Source organism: Oikeobacillus pervagus (assembly GCF_030813365.1).
Lineage (GTDB): Bacteria > Bacillota > Bacilli > Bacillales > DSM-23947 > Oikeobacillus > Oikeobacillus pervagus.
Genome location: NZ_JAUSUC010000059.1, coordinates 1 through 14,302, shown reverse-complemented (window position 1 = coordinate 14,302; position 14,302 = coordinate 1). Strand labels below are relative to the sequence as shown.

At 38.5% G+C, this 14,302-nt stretch carries 17 protein-coding genes, 11 tRNA genes and 1 rRNA gene; 2 read left to right on the top strand and 27 right to left on the bottom strand.

The window, feature by feature from the left end; all coding sequences use genetic code 11:
• The 13 genes from J2S13_RS15125 to J2S13_RS15065 form a co-directional block, all read right to left on the bottom strand.
• Positions 1-72 (bottom strand): 16S ribosomal RNA (locus tag J2S13_RS15125); the annotation flags it as partial.
• Positions 73-154: 82 nt separating this feature from the next.
• Positions 155-228 (bottom strand) — tRNA-Gly (locus J2S13_RS15120).
• A 19-nt stretch (positions 229-247) separates the two neighbouring features.
• Positions 248-321 (bottom strand) — tRNA-Pro (locus J2S13_RS15115).
• A gap of 12 nt (positions 322-333) precedes the next feature.
• Positions 334-407: transfer RNA gene (locus tag J2S13_RS15110), tRNA-Arg, on the bottom strand.
• A 7-nt stretch (positions 408-414) separates the two neighbouring features.
• Positions 415-497: transfer RNA gene (locus J2S13_RS15105), tRNA-Leu, on the bottom strand.
• 71 nt (positions 498-568) lie between these two features.
• Positions 569-653 (bottom strand) — tRNA-Leu (locus J2S13_RS15100).
• 7 nt (positions 654-660) lie between these two features.
• A tRNA-Lys gene (locus tag J2S13_RS15095) sits at positions 661-733 on the bottom strand.
• Between the two features lie 147 nt (positions 734-880).
• Positions 881-955, bottom strand: a tRNA-Gln gene (locus tag J2S13_RS15090).
• Between the two features lie 7 nt (positions 956-962).
• Positions 963-1,038: transfer RNA gene (locus J2S13_RS15085), tRNA-Asp, on the bottom strand.
• Positions 1,039-1,061: 23 nt separating this feature from the next.
• A tRNA-Glu gene (locus tag J2S13_RS15080) sits at positions 1,062-1,133 on the bottom strand.
• A 14-nt stretch (positions 1,134-1,147) separates the two neighbouring features.
• Positions 1,148-1,235: transfer RNA gene (locus tag J2S13_RS15075), tRNA-Ser, on the bottom strand.
• Positions 1,236-1,244: 9 nt separating this feature from the next.
• Positions 1,245-1,319 (bottom strand) — tRNA-Asn (locus tag J2S13_RS15070).
• A 148-nt stretch (positions 1,320-1,467) separates the two neighbouring features.
• Positions 1,468-1,935 (bottom strand): SprT family protein, encoded by a 468-nt coding sequence (locus J2S13_RS15065; RefSeq protein WP_307258666.1) that lies wholly within the window; start codon positions 1,933-1,935, stop codon positions 1,468-1,470.
• Positions 1,936-2,027: 92 nt separating this feature from the next.
• On the opposite strand from J2S13_RS15065, the gene cmpA reads away from it, so the two are divergent.
• Entirely contained in the window at positions 2,028-2,138 is a 111-nt protein-coding gene (gene cmpA, locus J2S13_RS15060) for a cortex morphogenetic protein CmpA (protein WP_307258665.1), read from the top strand.
• Between the two features lie 12 nt (positions 2,139-2,150).
• Here the strand turns inward: cmpA and J2S13_RS15055 are convergent, their stop codons facing one another.
• From J2S13_RS15055 to acpS, 14 genes are all read right to left on the bottom strand, one after another.
• Positions 2,151-4,295, bottom strand: a complete 2,145-nt coding sequence (locus tag J2S13_RS15055; RefSeq protein WP_307258667.1) for a Tex family protein — start codon at positions 4,293-4,295, stop codon at positions 2,151-2,153.
• Between the two features lie 244 nt (positions 4,296-4,539).
• A complete protein-coding gene (locus tag J2S13_RS15050) occupies positions 4,540-5,133 on the bottom strand; it encodes a PP2C family serine/threonine-protein phosphatase (protein WP_307258664.1) in 594 nt (197 codons plus the stop codon).
• Positions 5,133-5,927, bottom strand: a complete 795-nt coding sequence (gene sigB / locus J2S13_RS15045; RefSeq protein ID WP_307258663.1) for an RNA polymerase sigma factor SigB — start codon at positions 5,925-5,927, stop codon at positions 5,133-5,135. The genes J2S13_RS15050 and sigB overlap by 1 nt, the downstream gene beginning before the upstream one ends.
• The gene (rsbW, locus tag J2S13_RS15040) at positions 5,905-6,372 is read right to left on the bottom strand and encodes an anti-sigma B factor RsbW (protein WP_307258662.1); all 468 of its coding nucleotides are present in this window, start codon (positions 6,370-6,372) and stop codon (positions 5,905-5,907) included. Before rsbW ends, sigB begins: the two co-directional genes overlap by 23 nt.
• A gap of 3 nt (positions 6,373-6,375) precedes the next feature.
• Complete coding sequence (locus tag J2S13_RS15035) at positions 6,376-6,705, bottom strand: anti-sigma factor antagonist (protein WP_307258661.1); 330 nt, start codon at positions 6,703-6,705, stop codon at positions 6,376-6,378.
• Positions 6,706-6,777: 72 nt separating this feature from the next.
• Entirely contained in the window at positions 6,778-7,788 is a 1,011-nt protein-coding gene (locus J2S13_RS15030; RefSeq protein ID WP_307258660.1) for a PP2C family protein-serine/threonine phosphatase, read from the bottom strand.
• Between the two features lie 10 nt (positions 7,789-7,798).
• Positions 7,799-8,194, bottom strand: a complete 396-nt coding sequence (locus J2S13_RS15025) for an anti-sigma regulatory factor (protein ID WP_307258659.1) — start codon at positions 8,192-8,194, stop codon at positions 7,799-7,801.
• Between the two features lie 4 nt (positions 8,195-8,198).
• On the bottom strand, positions 8,199-8,561 hold the full coding sequence (locus J2S13_RS15020) for an STAS domain-containing protein (RefSeq protein WP_307258658.1): 363 nt from the start codon (positions 8,559-8,561) through the stop codon (positions 8,199-8,201).
• On the bottom strand, positions 8,558-9,391 hold the full coding sequence (gene rsbRA, locus J2S13_RS15015; protein ID WP_307258657.1) for an RsbT co-antagonist protein RsbRA: 834 nt from the start codon (positions 9,389-9,391) through the stop codon (positions 8,558-8,560). Before rsbRA ends, J2S13_RS15020 begins: the two co-directional genes overlap by 4 nt.
• A 202-nt stretch (positions 9,392-9,593) precedes the next feature.
• On the bottom strand, positions 9,594-9,944 hold the full coding sequence (locus tag J2S13_RS15010) for a type II toxin-antitoxin system PemK/MazF family toxin (protein WP_307258655.1): 351 nt from the start codon (positions 9,942-9,944) through the stop codon (positions 9,594-9,596).
• Positions 9,945-9,949: 5 nt separating this feature from the next.
• Positions 9,950-10,231, bottom strand: a complete 282-nt coding sequence (locus J2S13_RS15005; protein ID WP_307258654.1) for a CopG family ribbon-helix-helix protein — start codon at positions 10,229-10,231, stop codon at positions 9,950-9,952.
• 189 nt (positions 10,232-10,420) lie between these two features.
• The gene (gene alr / locus J2S13_RS15000; RefSeq protein ID WP_307258653.1) at positions 10,421-11,587 is read right to left on the bottom strand and encodes an alanine racemase; all 1,167 of its coding nucleotides are present in this window, start codon (positions 11,585-11,587) and stop codon (positions 10,421-10,423) included.
• Positions 11,588-11,773: 186 nt separating this feature from the next.
• Positions 11,774-12,787 (bottom strand): LolA family protein, encoded by a 1,014-nt coding sequence (locus tag J2S13_RS14995; RefSeq protein ID WP_307258652.1) that lies wholly within the window; start codon positions 12,785-12,787, stop codon positions 11,774-11,776.
• Between the two features lie 248 nt (positions 12,788-13,035).
• Positions 13,036-13,386 carry a holo-ACP synthase gene (gene acpS / locus J2S13_RS14990; RefSeq protein ID WP_307258651.1) on the bottom strand — a complete coding sequence of 117 codons (351 nt, stop codon included), beginning with the start codon at positions 13,384-13,386 and terminating at the stop codon, positions 13,036-13,038.
• Positions 13,387-13,517: 131 nt separating this feature from the next.
• Between acpS and J2S13_RS14985 the strand changes: the two genes are divergently transcribed.
• A complete protein-coding gene (locus J2S13_RS14985; RefSeq protein WP_307258650.1) occupies positions 13,518-14,117 on the top strand; it encodes a rhomboid family intramembrane serine protease in 600 nt (199 codons plus the stop codon).
• The last annotated feature ends 185 nt before the right edge of the window (positions 14,118-14,302 follow it).

Here is a 14,302-nt window from a genome sequence, read left to right as displayed (position 1 = left end):
GGTTCGCTCGACTTGCATGTATTAGGCACGCCGCCAGCGTTCGTCCTGAGCCAGGATCAAACTCTCCAAAGAATTTGATTTAGCTCATAAAAAATTAACGTTGTTAAAACATTATGGTTACGCTTCGTTTTGTTCAGTTTTCAAAGATCAATTATGGAGCGGGTGATGGGAATCGAACCCACGACAACAGCTTGGAAGGCTGTGGTTTTACCACTAAACTACACCCGCATATATATTATTGTAACAATCGGGAAGACAGGATTCGAACCTGCGACCCCATGGTCCCAAACCATGTGCTCTACCAAGCTGAGCTACTTCCCGCCTTAAAGTTAACGCGCCCGAGAGGAGTCGAACCCCTAACCTTCTGATCCGTAGTCAGACGCTCTATCCAATTGAGCTACGGGCGCAATTTAATGCGGCCGAGAGGACTTGAACCTCCACGGGGTCTCCCCCACTAGGCCCTCAACCTAGCGCGTCTGCCATTCCGCCACGACCGCAAAACTTAAAGCGACAAAATTTATAGTATCATATATTAACTTAAACGTCAATAGTTTTTTTGAAATTCGAATGGTGCGGGTGAAGGGAGTCGAACCCCCACGCCTTACGGCGCCAGATCCTAAGTCTGGTGCGTCTGCCAATTCCGCCACACCCGCAAAACAGTGAGCCATGAAGGACTCGAACCTTCGACCCTCTGATTAAAAGTCAGATGCTCTACCAACTGAGCTAATGGCTCGCAAAAAAGAAATCTTGCACCTTTATCCGTATCACAAACTGAAAAAATATAGCCTCTAGCTTTCAGTTTGTCCCACTAGCAACAACTAAAAGTATGTATACTGAAGGATGATATCGGTTTGATCATGATCTAATTCATGAAAATAAATGGCTGGGCTAGCTGGATTCGAACCAGCGAGTCACGGAGTCAAAGTCCGTTGCCTTACCGCTTGGCTATAGCCCAATAAATATGGCGGTCCCGACGGGAATCGAACCCGCGATCTCCTGCGTGACAGGTAGGCATGTTAACCGCTACACCACGGAACCCTTTCTCCGAGATATAAACCTTATGACCCGTACGGGATTCGAACCCGTGTTACCGCCGTGAAAGGGCGGTGTCTTAACCGCTTGACCAACGGGCCAAAAAATCGACTGACGGGGAAGGAGGGATTTGAACCCTCGCGCCGGTTACCCGACCTACACCCTTAGCAGGGGCGCCTCTTCAGCCACTTGAGTACTTCCCCAAATAAAAATGGCTCCGCAGGTAGGATTCGAACCTACGACCGATCGGTTAACAGCCGATAGCTCTACCACTGAGCTACTGCGGAATGTTTCATTTCATATTTTCGACTCTTACTATTATATTGAGAAGTTCTTTAGAAGTCAAGAAAAGAATAAAACATTTCAGATGATGAAGTTGTTTTCATTCGCTTGAATAATTTATCATACTTGCTTTTTCCTTGTCAACCATTTTTATTATGTACCTCTCCTCTCAACAAAAACTAGTCTGCCTTTACATATGCCACATACAAACTTGTCTGTATTTACCTTTTTACGGCGAGGGTATTTTTGCTGGCATTCTCGACATTGATAGATAAGAATTTTTTTGTTCGAATTCTTTTCCTGTTTTGATAAGGGCGTACAAAATCTTGGTGCACCTACTTGTTTCATTAATTGTTTGAAATCACGGTCTCGATGTTTATAGCCTTTTCCTTCTAAATGAAGGTGATAATGACATAGTTCATGCTTAATAATCCCGATCAGCTCTTCCATCCCATGTTCCTGATAATATTTTTTATTCATTTCGATATTATGGGATTTCAACATGTATCTCCCACCCGTTGTTCTTAGCCGTGGATTAAAGACTGCCCTATGGCGAAAGTCCTTTCCAAAGTATTTAGTCGAAATATCCTCCACTAGTTGCTGTAAATTTTCATCATTCATTATTTCTTTCTCCTTTTTTAGTCAACCTGACAAACCGGTATAGCATACATATAAATATACACAATGAAAATAGTCAACTAGGGGGGTAAAACATGCCTAACTGGCTACAAAATCAAATGCGGAGAGCTTTTCATGAAAAAAATCGCTATCAAATTAAACTTCTGAATCAATGTTGGTATTTCTACAGAGAAAAACACTGCTAATCAAAGCAGTGTTTAATCAATTGGTGACAGCATCGTTAAAGCTACTCTATTTTTTTGTAAATCGACTTGTTCCACCCAAACGGTAATAACATCTCCCACTGAAACAACATCTAATGGATGCTTCACAAATCCTTTTTTCATTTTGGAAATATGGACAAGCCCATCCTCTTTAACTCCTACATCAATAAAGGCGCCAAAGTCCACTACATTCCGAACGGTACCTTGCAGTTCCATTCCCGGTTTCAAGTCTTCTAGCTTTAAGACATCTTTTTTCAGTAATGGTTTTGGTAGTTCGTCCCGCGGGTCCCTACCAGGGCGTATAAGTGCGTCAATCATATCTTTCAAGGTCAGTTCACCGATCCCGAGTTGACTTGCTGTCTCTTCTACGTCTATCGATTCCAATACGGTTTTCAGTTTCTCCGTACCGATATCTGATATCAATAGATTTAAACTTTCTAATAAACGGTAGACATCCTGATAGCTCTCCGGATGAATCGGTGTACGATCAATCGGTTCTTCCCCGTCCATAATTCTTAGGAAGCCAATACATTGTTCATACGTTTTCGCCCCTAATCTTGGGATTTTCTTAAGCTGTGAACGGTTGCGAAACTTCCCGTTCTCCTCTCTAAATTTAATTATATTTTTTGCGACGGATTTAGAGAGTCCTGACACATGTTGTAAAAGGGAAGAGGATGCAGTATTTACATTCACTCCTACTTGGTTAACGGCTGTTTCTACTACAAAGTCCAACGATTCATTTAATTTCTTTTGGGAAACATCGTGTTGATACTGTCCTACCCCAACGGATTTTGGATCAATTTTCACAAGTTCTGCTAACGGATCTTGAAGTCTTCTCGCGATCGATACAGCACTTCTTTCCTCAACTTGAAAATCAGGAAATTCCTCACGTGCTAGATAGGATGCCGAGTATACACTAGCGCCGGCTTCATTCACAATCAAATAGGATATTTCCATATCCACTATTTTTAACATATCTGAAACAAATTGTTCTGTCTCACGGGATGCCGTTCCATTTCCGATGGCGACGACCTCAATTTGAAATTTCTTTAAAATCTCAATAAATTTACTTTTGGCATCCTCCAGTTTTGGTTTTGGAGGATGTGGATAAATCACACCAATATGAAGGACTTTCCCGGTCTCATCGACAACTGCAAGCTTACAACCTGTTCGAAAAGCAGGATCCACCCCCAACACCATTTTCCCCTTTAAAGGTGGTTGTAATAAAAGCTTCCTTAAATTTTCTGCAAAAATATGTATAGCTCGATCTTCGCCTTTTTCTGTTAATTCATTGCGGACTTCTCTTTCAATAGATGGTTGGATCAATCGTTTATACCCATCTTCTATCGCTTCTACCACAGTTGCCGTCGTAATAGATTGCGGATTAGAAATGATTTTTTTATGAAGGTATCGCAAAATGTACTCAGGATCCACATGCACGGATACTCGTAAAATGCCTTCTTTCTCCCCGCGGTTTAATGCTAATACACGGTGGGGAACAATTTTATGAACAGGTTCCTCGTATTCATAATACATTTCATAGACCTTTTTTTCGTCTTCTTCTTTATTTTTTACAGTGGACTTTATCATTCCTTTTCGAAAAGTCGCATTTCTTACCCATTCACGAATCGCAGCATCATCTGACATCATTTCTGCGATAATATCTTGTGCTCCGCTCACTGCTTCTTCAACTGATGAGACACCTTTTTCTTCCGATAAAAATTGTGACGCTTCTTCTTCGACTGACCCCTGACTTGGAAAAGTGAGGATCCATTTCGCTAACGGTTCTAAGCTTTTTTCCTTCGCAATCGTCGCTCGTGTACGTCTTTTTTGCTTATAAGGACGATACAAATCTTCAACCGTTTGGAGTTTCTCTGCACTTAGTATCCCTTTTCGTAACTCCTCCGTTAGCTTTCCTTGCTCATCAATCAGTCTTAAAACTTCCTCTTTTCGTTGCTCTAAATTTTGCAAATAAGACCAACGTTCCATAATCGAACGGATTTGTACTTCATCAAGAGCCCCCGTCATCTCTTTCCGATAACGCGCAATAAACGGAACAGTATTCCCCTCTTCTAATAATGAAATCACAGTTTCTACTTGTTTTAATTTATATTGTTGCTCAGCAGCAATTTTTTTCATTAAGGGTTGTTTCTGAACGGTTTGTACTGTCACTACATTTCCTCCATCTCTATCATCATTCTTCTTTATTGTATCATTCACGGCACATAAATCTTATTTTCAGAATGTCGATTATTAAGCCTCTTACCTCAAAAATAATCTCCCCTTATTATTCCAAACTTCCCTTTGGATGACAAACAATTCTGTATGTAGGGGGATTGTTTCTAACCAAGGAGGCAGGATAAAAAACAAAAAAAGCCTGCCATTACAGCAAGCAACCGACAATAAATGTGGAGTCATCATTATTGTTGGATAACCGTTTTTTTAATTCATACGCAATTTGACATATGGAGCGGTTTTTTAAAATGGATTTTACATTTGAAATCTTTAAACCATCGGAATGAAGAAGAAATGTACTATTTTTGTCATATACAAAATATTGCGTCTTATACAACTGTGGTTTACCTGATAAATAACCGCTCACTGGCAAAGGGTAAGTTAACTCCCCATCCTCAGTTAGGACATAAAAGCGGATATTTCCTACACAACTATAAATAAATTTCTGTTTTTGAAAATTCACCTTCAATATGGCTACGGTCGCTCCCCTTTTCGAAAGAAGGGCTTCGTTACAATATCTCATTAAGGTATCAACATCTTCTTCATGATACTTGGCTACTGTTTTCGTAACCGCAGTAGCCGCTTCATAGGCAAATTGGCCACTACCTAAACCATCTGCTAAAACGCAAATGAAGTAGTCCTCATATATTTCCATAAAATAACTATCGCCACAGTATGGCATACCATCTTTCGAATCTTGTGAAGCAAACACTTCTACTTTGTCATGTTCTAGATGATTCATTACATAGAACTCTCCGCATTACTAACATCTGTGTAGATCGCCTTTTTCAACTTTTTAATAGCCCTTCTCTGTAGCCGTGAAACATGCATTTGTGAGATCCCTATTTTTTCTCCAGCATCTTTTTGGCTCATATTTTCTATAAAAGTTAATTGGATCACTTGTTTTTCTCGATCTGTCAACACATGCAACACTCTTTCTAGAACTAGCTTTTGATCTACCTTCTCATATCCCTCTTCTTCATTTCCGATAATATCCAAAAGTGTTATGGTGCTCCCGTCTGAATCTGATTCGATTGTATGGTCTACTGATAGAGCGTTATAGCTTTTGCCCATCTCCATCGCCTCTAATACTTCCTCTGTTGTGACCCCTAGATGTTCAGCAATTTCCTCCACTTTTGGGGAGCGCTCATAAGTCGCTGTGAGCTCCTCGACTGACGCTTTGATTTTCGGACCGATCTCTTTGATTTTTCTTGGAACATGAACACTCCAAGTTTTATCACGTAAAAATCGCTTAATCTCCCCAACGATGGTAGGAATCGCGAAGGCCTTGAAACTTTTTCCCACAGATGCGTCATATCTTCGAATGGCTCCTAATAGACCAATCATCCCCACCTGAATAATGTCTTCATGAAAGGATTTTCCCATTGAATACCTACGTGCAAGGGACACGACCAGGCTTTGATAATAAGCAACTAATCGATTCAGCGCTTCTTCATCTTCCTTTAATTGAAATCTTTTGATCCAATCGAGTACCTGCTCATCAGAAGACTTATTAGGTTGAGAGGGTTTTGACATCAATCTCCACCTGCTCTCCTTCAAGGTATTTCGTCATGAAGACTGTTACCCCTTCCTCATGGTGAATTTCCACTTCATCCATAAGTGTTTCTATAAGATAAAGACCTAATCCTCCTTCACGCAAAAACTCTAATGAATCTTCCTTATATGGTCCTACCCCACTTTGAGTTTCTTGAAAATTAAAGCTTTGTCCATGATCCGTTACCATTACTTCAAGGCGGTCACGATACAATCCGAACCCAATCTCCACTTCTCCCGTTTCCTTATTTGAATAAGCATGTTGGACAGCATTCGTTACCGCTTCACTCGCTGCTATTTTCAAATCTTCAATTGCATCGTATGAAAACCCCATACGACTTGCAATTCCGGAAAGTGTTAACCGCAATACGCCTACATATTCGGGCTTTGCTGGTAGTTTCATTTCGATGTAATCTAACGGTTTCATTTTTTACACTCCACCTTCTATTTCGGAACGGACATCCATAATATCCGCAAGCCCCGTAATGTCAAATAGCCTTTTGAGTCGCTTAGATAAGCCTGTTAACCGTAAGTGACCATCATGGGTCTTTAGATTTTTGTAGATTCCCACAATGACTCCTAACCCCGTGCTATCCATATAACCAACATCTGATAAATGAATAGTAATTTGTGCACCATTTCTTTCAGAGAAAGACTCTAGAGCTTCGCGAAGTTTCGGTGCTGTATAAACATCAATTTCCCCATTTAACCACACATCTATCTTCTCATTCTCGCTTTTAACCTCATATGTTAAGTTCATCATTTCTCCACCTTTTCGTTCACAAATCCCTTAATCTTCTTTACCCATCCTTTTAAGCAATTAAACCATTTTTTACATGTCCCTCTTTAGGATAATTAATGTAAAATCATCTCGTAGCTGAAAGTCTTGGAGTGCCTCTAACTCTTTATAAATTTTGTTCACAATATCCTGTGACTTCAAATGAATGTATTTTTTTATATATTCAATTAAGGTCTCCCGTTCAATAAACCCCTCATTTATCCTGCATTCTGTCACACCATCTGATAATAAAATAATCATATCCCCAGGTGCAATCTTCTTTTTATATTGACGATAGCGAGATTTTTTATCTACACCTAGAAGCAAGCCCTTTGCTTTTAATTCAGTGAAAATCTGAGTACTTGCTTCAAAATAAAATCCTGGTTCATGACCTGCAGAAGAAAAATGAAAAAGGTGCTCGTCCATTTCATAAAGCCCATAGAACATGGAAATAAACATGCTAGGGTCTACGTTCTGTTCAACTACTCTATTTAAGCTACTTAAAACTGAGCTTGGATAGTAACGATGATCTGGCAGACTGTCCATTGCATATTTAATCATGGACATACATAATGCAGCAGGAATTCCTTTTCCAATAATATCGGCAATGGCAATACTAAGGGAGCCATCCTCATCTTGTACGAAATGATAATAATCTCCGCTCATTTGTTTTGCAGGGACACTGATCGCTCCAATATCAAGTCCTTCAATCTGAGGGATCGTGGTGCCTAATAATGTTTGTTGCATATTGGCTGCTACTTCAATTTCTGTTTTTAATTCTTGCTGAATACTGCGTAAACTTTGATGCTCTCGGTAAGCGAGACCATATCCCATCATTACCTCAAGTAAAATATCAAATGAATGAAGAACATTAAGGGAGATATTTGGCTCATTTTTTAACAATGCATTTTTATGTAAACTAATGATTTCCTCTGGGGATACATGTTGTTCAATTAGTTTTCTACTGAATTTTTGACTAAGGTATAAGGCTTGTTCTGTTTGTTCTTCTAAATAACTCTTAATAATTTCGTTATACTCATGACTTATAACTTCTTTTAAACTCATTGTCCTCCCCCTACCGAAGCCATTTAATTGCTTTAACTTTTGTTCCATCGTCGGAACTGGAGGTAATGGTGAACTCATCCATTAATCGTTTCACCCCTGGCAAACCTGCTCCCAATCCACCAGAAGTGGAAAATCCGTCCTCCATTACTTTTCTAATGTTTTCAATCCCAGGGCCTGTATCCTTTGCAATGACACATAACCCCTTCTTGCCGTTATTTTGCACCTGTTCTATTTCTATTAGCCCTTTTTCCGTGTAAAGATATATATTTCGTGCTAATTCACTAATGGCTGTTGTGATTCTTGCTTGATCCACCGTACCAAACCCGATTTCCTTCGCAACGTTTCGCCCAAGCTGCCTAGCTGCTACAATGTCCCACTCATTGATAATTTTGACACAAGATTCCATATGTTTAGTCCCCCAATTCCCGATGGAGTTTCTCTAAACCTTTTTCCAAATCAAGTGCTGTAAGGACATTTTCAAGCCGAATTCCCAATTCGATCAAAGTAATTGCCACGGCAGGCTGTATTCCTGTAATCACCACTTTTGCTCCCATTAACTTTGACATATCAATGACGTCACCCAATACTTTTGCAATAAAAGAATCAATAAAGTCAATGGATGTAATATCTATCACGACACCGCTTGCATTTGTTTCGTGTATTTCTCGAAGTAAGTCTTCTTGAAATTGAAGAGCTGTTTGATCATCTAATTCCCACTGGATTGAGATTAATAGACAATCATATAATTTCAGAATAGGAATTCGTGGATTCATTTCATATCCCCTACTTCAATAATTCTTCGGTTTGTTAAGGCAAGCGCTTGTTCAATTCCCTTTTTTAATGTGCTTGTCGTAATGACTTGATCAAGATTGATTCCCAAATTGACGATCGTCTGCGCTATTTCTGGGCGGATGCCGACGATCATGCATTTAGCCCCTACAAGGCGAACAGCATCAGCAGCATGAATAATATGATGTGCAACCATTGTATCTACAACTGGAACACCAGTTATATCGATCAAAACAACTTCCGATCTATTTTCAACAATCCCGTTCAGTAAATTTTCCATAATTAATTTGGCTCTTTCTGTATCAATCGTACCAATAAGAGGCATCACTGAAATTTGTTCAAACACTGGGATTAAGGGCGCAGATAATTCTTGGAGTGCATTTTTTTGCATCGAGACCGTTCTTTCCCATGTTTTTGCATAGGTGCTAACAATCTCTTTATACATTGGGGATATCCATTGATCCAATCTATTTGTATAATCGATATTATTTTCTTCAGTTAATATTTTTTCTTCCCACATTTTTTTAAGGACAATGGATTTAAATTTTTGCAAACCTGTCGTTACAAACGTAATTGGCCAATTCAAATGGACCACTTTCTCTGCAAACCCTTTTAACTTAATATGAAATTCTTTTTCTGAATCTATTAGATTGGACACAATTAATTCAATAAACTCCTGACTAGCCCTATTGAACACTTCGTCTGATACAACATCAATCATACGATCATCTGCTTCGCCCATCATTTCGTCCATCCAATCATACAAGATTGGTTTATTATAATCAGTGATAAACCGAATAATGTTTCTTTGCATAAATTCTCTTCCTCCTTCGCCCAATACTTTTTTCTATCGATGAATTATTCCTTTATTGTAACAATCCTCATCTTGGATTCATAATGATTCGAATATTTCTTTCTCAATTTTCCAAAATTAAGTCTTCTTTCATTACATCTAGGAATATGTTTTAAGCCAAAAAAATAAACGCCCTTCTAGATTTCTAGAGAGCGTCAATCTTTTAAAATTCTATGAGTCCTAAACTAATTTGCAATGATTCATCTACTTTTTCCATCATTTCATCGTCAAGGTGAGTTATTTTATCCGTTAAGCGTTGTTTATCTATGGTGCGTATTTGTTCAAGCAAGATAACGGAATCCCGTTCAAAGCCGTACCGCTTAGCATTAATTTCAACATGTGTAGGCAGTTTTGCTTTTTGAATTTGCGCTGTAATTGCCGCGACAATAACAGTCGGACTAAACCGATTCCCGATGTCGTTTTGTATGATGAGGACAGGACGAACACCGCCTTGCTCAGAGCCGACAACAGGGGAAAGGTCTGCAAAATACACGTCACCACGCTTAACAATCAAAGTGCTTACCCTCCACTTACTAGACGCTCTACAGTATTTTCCGCCTCATACTCAGCCTGAATCGCTTCAGAAGCAATCTCAAGATTAATCTTCGCCATTTCCATATATCCACGTCTCATCGTTTCGCGGATATGGCGCTTCTTACGCTCACGAAGATACATTTTCGTTGCTCTATAAATAAATTCACTGCGATTCACATTTTCCTGCTCAGCAAAGCCGTCTAATTCCGACAAAAAATGCTGCGGTAACCGAATTGAAATTTCCGTTGTTGCGCTGGATTCAGACACGAGCTACACCTCCACCAATCACTACACACCGTCTCTTTAATACCCTAACTTATCATACCATTAATTTGGTTTCGAAAAAAGTCTAAATATAAAAAACAAATTTCTAATCTATTATTGGCGTAAAAAATAGTAAATTATGCATCAGCCTTTACATTGTATAAAGAATTTTCCTTTTTTAGAATAAAATATTTAAAAAATAGATGGCAATAATTTATTATCGATGCTTTGAACTTGGCCGTTTTCTATATAAACACGAGGGACGCGACTTGTTATAATACAAGGAACTTCGTAATCAATCGTTTCCAAGGTTTCCGCAATTTCATCCATCGTAATCTCTTGATCCCCTTGTTTTCCGATCAATGTAACCTTTGTTCCAATAGACACCTCTTGATTTAAACGAATCATACATTGATCCATACAGATGCGACCAACAATGGGAGCTCTCTGACCATTTACAAGGACTTCTTGCCCTTGTAATTTACGAATCCATCCATCTGCATAACCGATCGGCAAGGTAGCAATCCATTCGTCACCACTCGCTTCATATGTCGCACCATAACTAATCTTCTCTCCAGCATGTACTTTTTTTATATGAACCACTTTTGTGTGTAAGGAGAACGCCGGCTTTAACTGAAATGGCAGTAAAGGTTTCATTTCATTAGAAGGAGATAATCCATACATAGAAATCCCTAGTCTTACTGCATTAAAATAAGCTTTTGAATGTCTTAGAGTTGTGGCGCTATTCGCACAATGAATATACTTTGGCTTTGCTCTTAAGAAGCTAATAAGTGATTGGAAACGACCTAATTGCTCTGTAAAATAAGTCATTTCAACCTCATCTGCAGTTGCAAAGTGAGTAAAAACGCCCTCAAATCGAAAGACAGAACTAGAAGCTAAATAGGTTTCAAATGTCTTTATTTCCTTTTCCGTTTTAATTCCTAATCTTCCCATGCCTGTATCACATTTCAAATGGACATTTAGCATCTTTCCTTGTAATTGCGGCTCCGCTTGTTTCAGCCATTCCATTTGAAATACGGTCAAAGAGATTCGATTTTCAGCTGCGATGACGGCATCTTCTGGACGACTCGCCCCTAATACTAGTATAGGAGATGTCACACCTTTTTTTCGCAAAGCTAGTGCTTCGTCTAACACAGCAACTGCTAGCCCACTCGCTCCAGCTCCTAAAGCAGCATGGGCAACTTGAACATCTCCATGTCCATAAGCATTTGCTTTCACAACCGCAAATAAATCCACATCCTCAGGTAATAATTTCTTCGTTTCTATCACATTAAATTTAATATGGTCTAATTGAATTTCTGCCCAAGTATCACGAAAAAACACATGATTGTTACTCACTCGTTGTCCCTTCTTTCATGTAAAAAGTGAATATTCTTTATTATACATGGTTTTTGAGTAATGTCGGTTAAATTGTTTATCCTTTATAAGAAAAACGAGAATCACAATTGATATAAAACTTTTAATACACAAAGAAAACGCCAAAAATAAAGAGATGCCTTAAGCATCTCTATCAACATGATCTTATTATTTTACCGAATTTCCATGAACTGACCGGGCAATTTCAATCATTTCCTCTTTCGATAAATCTTTCGAAGCAAGGAGATAATCGACCCCATTATACGTCCATGAAATCGAGTGCTCTGAAATCGATCCGATTGTAAATCCTAAATCAATCATTTCACCACTCATTTCAGTTGGCTCGATTGATGTTGTCATCACTTTTGACTTTTCTTGAACTAGAGTAAAGGATTGTTTATCACCAGCGTATGTTAAGACCACGCGTTTACCATCTTCCGTCACAATCTCATTCTCTTCCACTAAGCTTATTCCAGGCATTTCTTCTACATATTGAACAGAAAAATCACGATCATCGCTATTCGCTAAAACGGGTACCTCAAGCTGTGCACCTGTCATATTCTTTTTCATATCAAAGGAGGCGTTTTCGAAGCTTGCGTTAAAATTCACCTTGTTAAACTTTACCTTGACAAGAGCATTGCGATCCGTATCTAACACTTTCACAGATACAGGTGATAAATCTTTTTTATTAAATGTAATCTTTTGAGTCGGAAGCATTTGACTATTTTGATAACGAGTCTTCGTCTCAAATATATAATGATCTTTTGTTTCTTTGAATTTTGCCTCTTTATCTTCTAAAATATCTGCCACTAATGATTCATATAAATACGCTTGGCTGCTATTTTTAGGCCAATCACTCTGAAACTTGAAGCTTTTGTTTAAGGCTGGTGTTAATACATAAACCCCTGACTCATTTCTTAAAATCATTTGACTTTGATCTTTTTTCGGCGTTTTTAAAACAACACGATAAAAATTATGCTCCTTGTTCCATACTTCAACATCATACGTCTGGGATTCTTCACCGACTTGTAGCGTCATTTGTGCATCCGCCTTATAGCCTTTCATTTTTTCCACTTTTTCATTTAGATCTTTTACAACATCTTCTTGTGACTTCGAACCGCAGGCGGCGAGAACTAATATTGTCATTAACGCAACCACTAGAAGAATAGCATTCCTTCTCATTTTTTCAACAACCCCTTTGTCTCATTTAAACGTTAAATGGAGAGTTGAGATACATTAGAAAATAAACTGCTAGATTTTTTATATCCCTTAAAAATCATTCCTTGTGCAGCATTCTTTACTTAGATATCCTTGTCTCTCCTTATCGCTAAAATATATGAGACAACCTAAAGGAATATAACCTTCGTTCAAGTGAATTTCAGTCAATGAACATTCCCAGATGTTCCTTCCATTATTTCGTTTTTCTCCCGTTATTCTTCAATAATTACTTGTGTAGCGACGTAATCTTGACTATGTGTAACGGAAAGATGAACTCCTTTTCCAAATGGTTTCTTTATAATCGGCTTGCCTTTATCATTATAATCGGTTTCGATATCTGTAAAGGAAAGCTCCTCACCAATTCCCGTCCCATATGCCTTGGCAAAAGCTTCTTTTAATGAGAAGCGCCCTGCTAAATATTCGATCTTTCTCCTATTACTCAATTGTAAATAATACGATTGTTCATTCTGTGTTAAGATTCTTTGAATAAATTTCGGTTGCCGTTCTGCAATTTTTTGCACTCTAGCAATTTCTACAATGTCTAATCCTATTCCTTTGATCATTCCCATTTCACTTCTTTCATAAAGTTCATCAATTATTTGACTTCTTGTACATACAATAGAATGAAGCCTTGCCCATCTATTTTCTAATCACTAGAAGATCTTTTCAATACTTTTAAGGAGGGATTCTTACTATGTTTCTTCGCACAGAAAGTTTTTCACAGTTTATTCGTTATTATCCAATTATCACCATCATTATTACCATTCATATATTAGCCTACATTTTATTATTCATTCCCTTTTTCCCTTCCATCGCCTTTTATCAAACTTTTGCTGGCACAAATATCTACATCGCAAATGGGGAATGGTGGCGGCTGTTCTCACCGATCTTTTTACATAGTTCATTTGCCCATTTGTTCTTCAACTCCATTTCATTGATCATTTTCGGGCCTCCTTTGGAAAAAATTCTAACGAAATACCCATTCCTATTCCTGTATATTTGTAGTGGAATCATCGGCAATATCGCAACATTTCTTCTGATGCCAGCAACCTATTCTCATATTGGCTCAAGCGGTGCCATCTTTGGATTATTTGGCACTTATTTTTCCTTATATTTATTTAAATCATCTCTCATAACGAATGAACATAAGAAGGTGATTCTTCCCATTATCATTCTTGCTGGTATTATGACGTTCGGACAGCCAAACATTAATTTCATTTCCCATCTAAGTGGGTTTATAGCAGGAGTGGCATTTGGCTACTTCTATACCTCCAGACGAAAACCAACATTTTGATTACATTTTATGAAGTAGTGCAAATAAGCGCGGGAAATACGCATATTTTTAGGGAAATAAGCAAATGTCCTGAGAACTAGCGCAATTCCACCTGGAAACAGTGCAAATATCGCTCGGAAATAAGCAAATACATGAGGGAAATAAGCAAATCGGGGTTGCCTGGCTGTCCCCCTAAAAGAGTAATC

Excerpts from the sequence above, each read along its gene's own strand:
- J2S13_RS15030 (WP_307258660.1), bottom strand. The coding sequence starts at position 7,788 with ATGAGTTTAAAAGAAGTTATAAGTCATGAGTATAACGAAATTATTAAG.
- J2S13_RS15025 (WP_307258659.1), bottom strand. The coding sequence starts at position 8,194 with ATGGAATCTTGTGTCAAAATTATCAATGAGTGGGACATTGTAGCAGCT.
- J2S13_RS14985 (WP_307258650.1), top strand. The coding sequence starts at position 13,518 with ATGTTTCTTCGCACAGAAAGTTTTTCACAGTTTATTCGTTATTATCCA.
- cmpA (WP_307258665.1), top strand. The coding sequence starts at position 2,028 with ATGCCTAACTGGCTACAAAATCAAATGCGGAGAGCTTTTCATGAAAAA.
- J2S13_RS15055 (WP_307258667.1), bottom strand. The coding sequence starts at position 4,295 with ATGAAAAAAATTGCTGCTGAGCAACAATATAAATTAAAACAAGTAGAA.
- J2S13_RS15020 (WP_307258658.1), bottom strand. The coding sequence starts at position 8,561 with ATGAATCCACGAATTCCTATTCTGAAATTATATGATTGTCTATTAATC.
- J2S13_RS14995 (WP_307258652.1), bottom strand. The coding sequence starts at position 12,787 with ATGAGAAGGAATGCTATTCTTCTAGTGGTTGCGTTAATGACAATATTA.
- acpS (WP_307258651.1), bottom strand. The coding sequence starts at position 13,386 with ATGATCAAAGGAATAGGATTAGACATTGTAGAAATTGCTAGAGTGCAA.
- J2S13_RS15065 (WP_307258666.1), bottom strand. The coding sequence starts at position 1,935 with ATGAATGATGAAAATTTACAGCAACTAGTGGAGGATATTTCGACTAAA.
- J2S13_RS15050 (WP_307258664.1), bottom strand. The coding sequence starts at position 5,133 with ATGAATCATCTAGAACATGACAAAGTAGAAGTGTTTGCTTCACAAGAT.
- J2S13_RS15035 (WP_307258661.1), bottom strand. The coding sequence starts at position 6,705 with ATGAACTTAACATATGAGGTTAAAAGCGAGAATGAGAAGATAGATGTG.
- rsbRA (WP_307258657.1), bottom strand. The coding sequence starts at position 9,391 with ATGCAAAGAAACATTATTCGGTTTATCACTGATTATAATAAACCAATC.
- rsbW (WP_307258662.1), bottom strand. The coding sequence starts at position 6,372 with ATGAAACCGTTAGATTACATCGAAATGAAACTACCAGCAAAGCCCGAA.
- sigB (WP_307258663.1), bottom strand. The coding sequence starts at position 5,927 with ATGTCAAAACCCTCTCAACCTAATAAGTCTTCTGATGAGCAGGTACTC.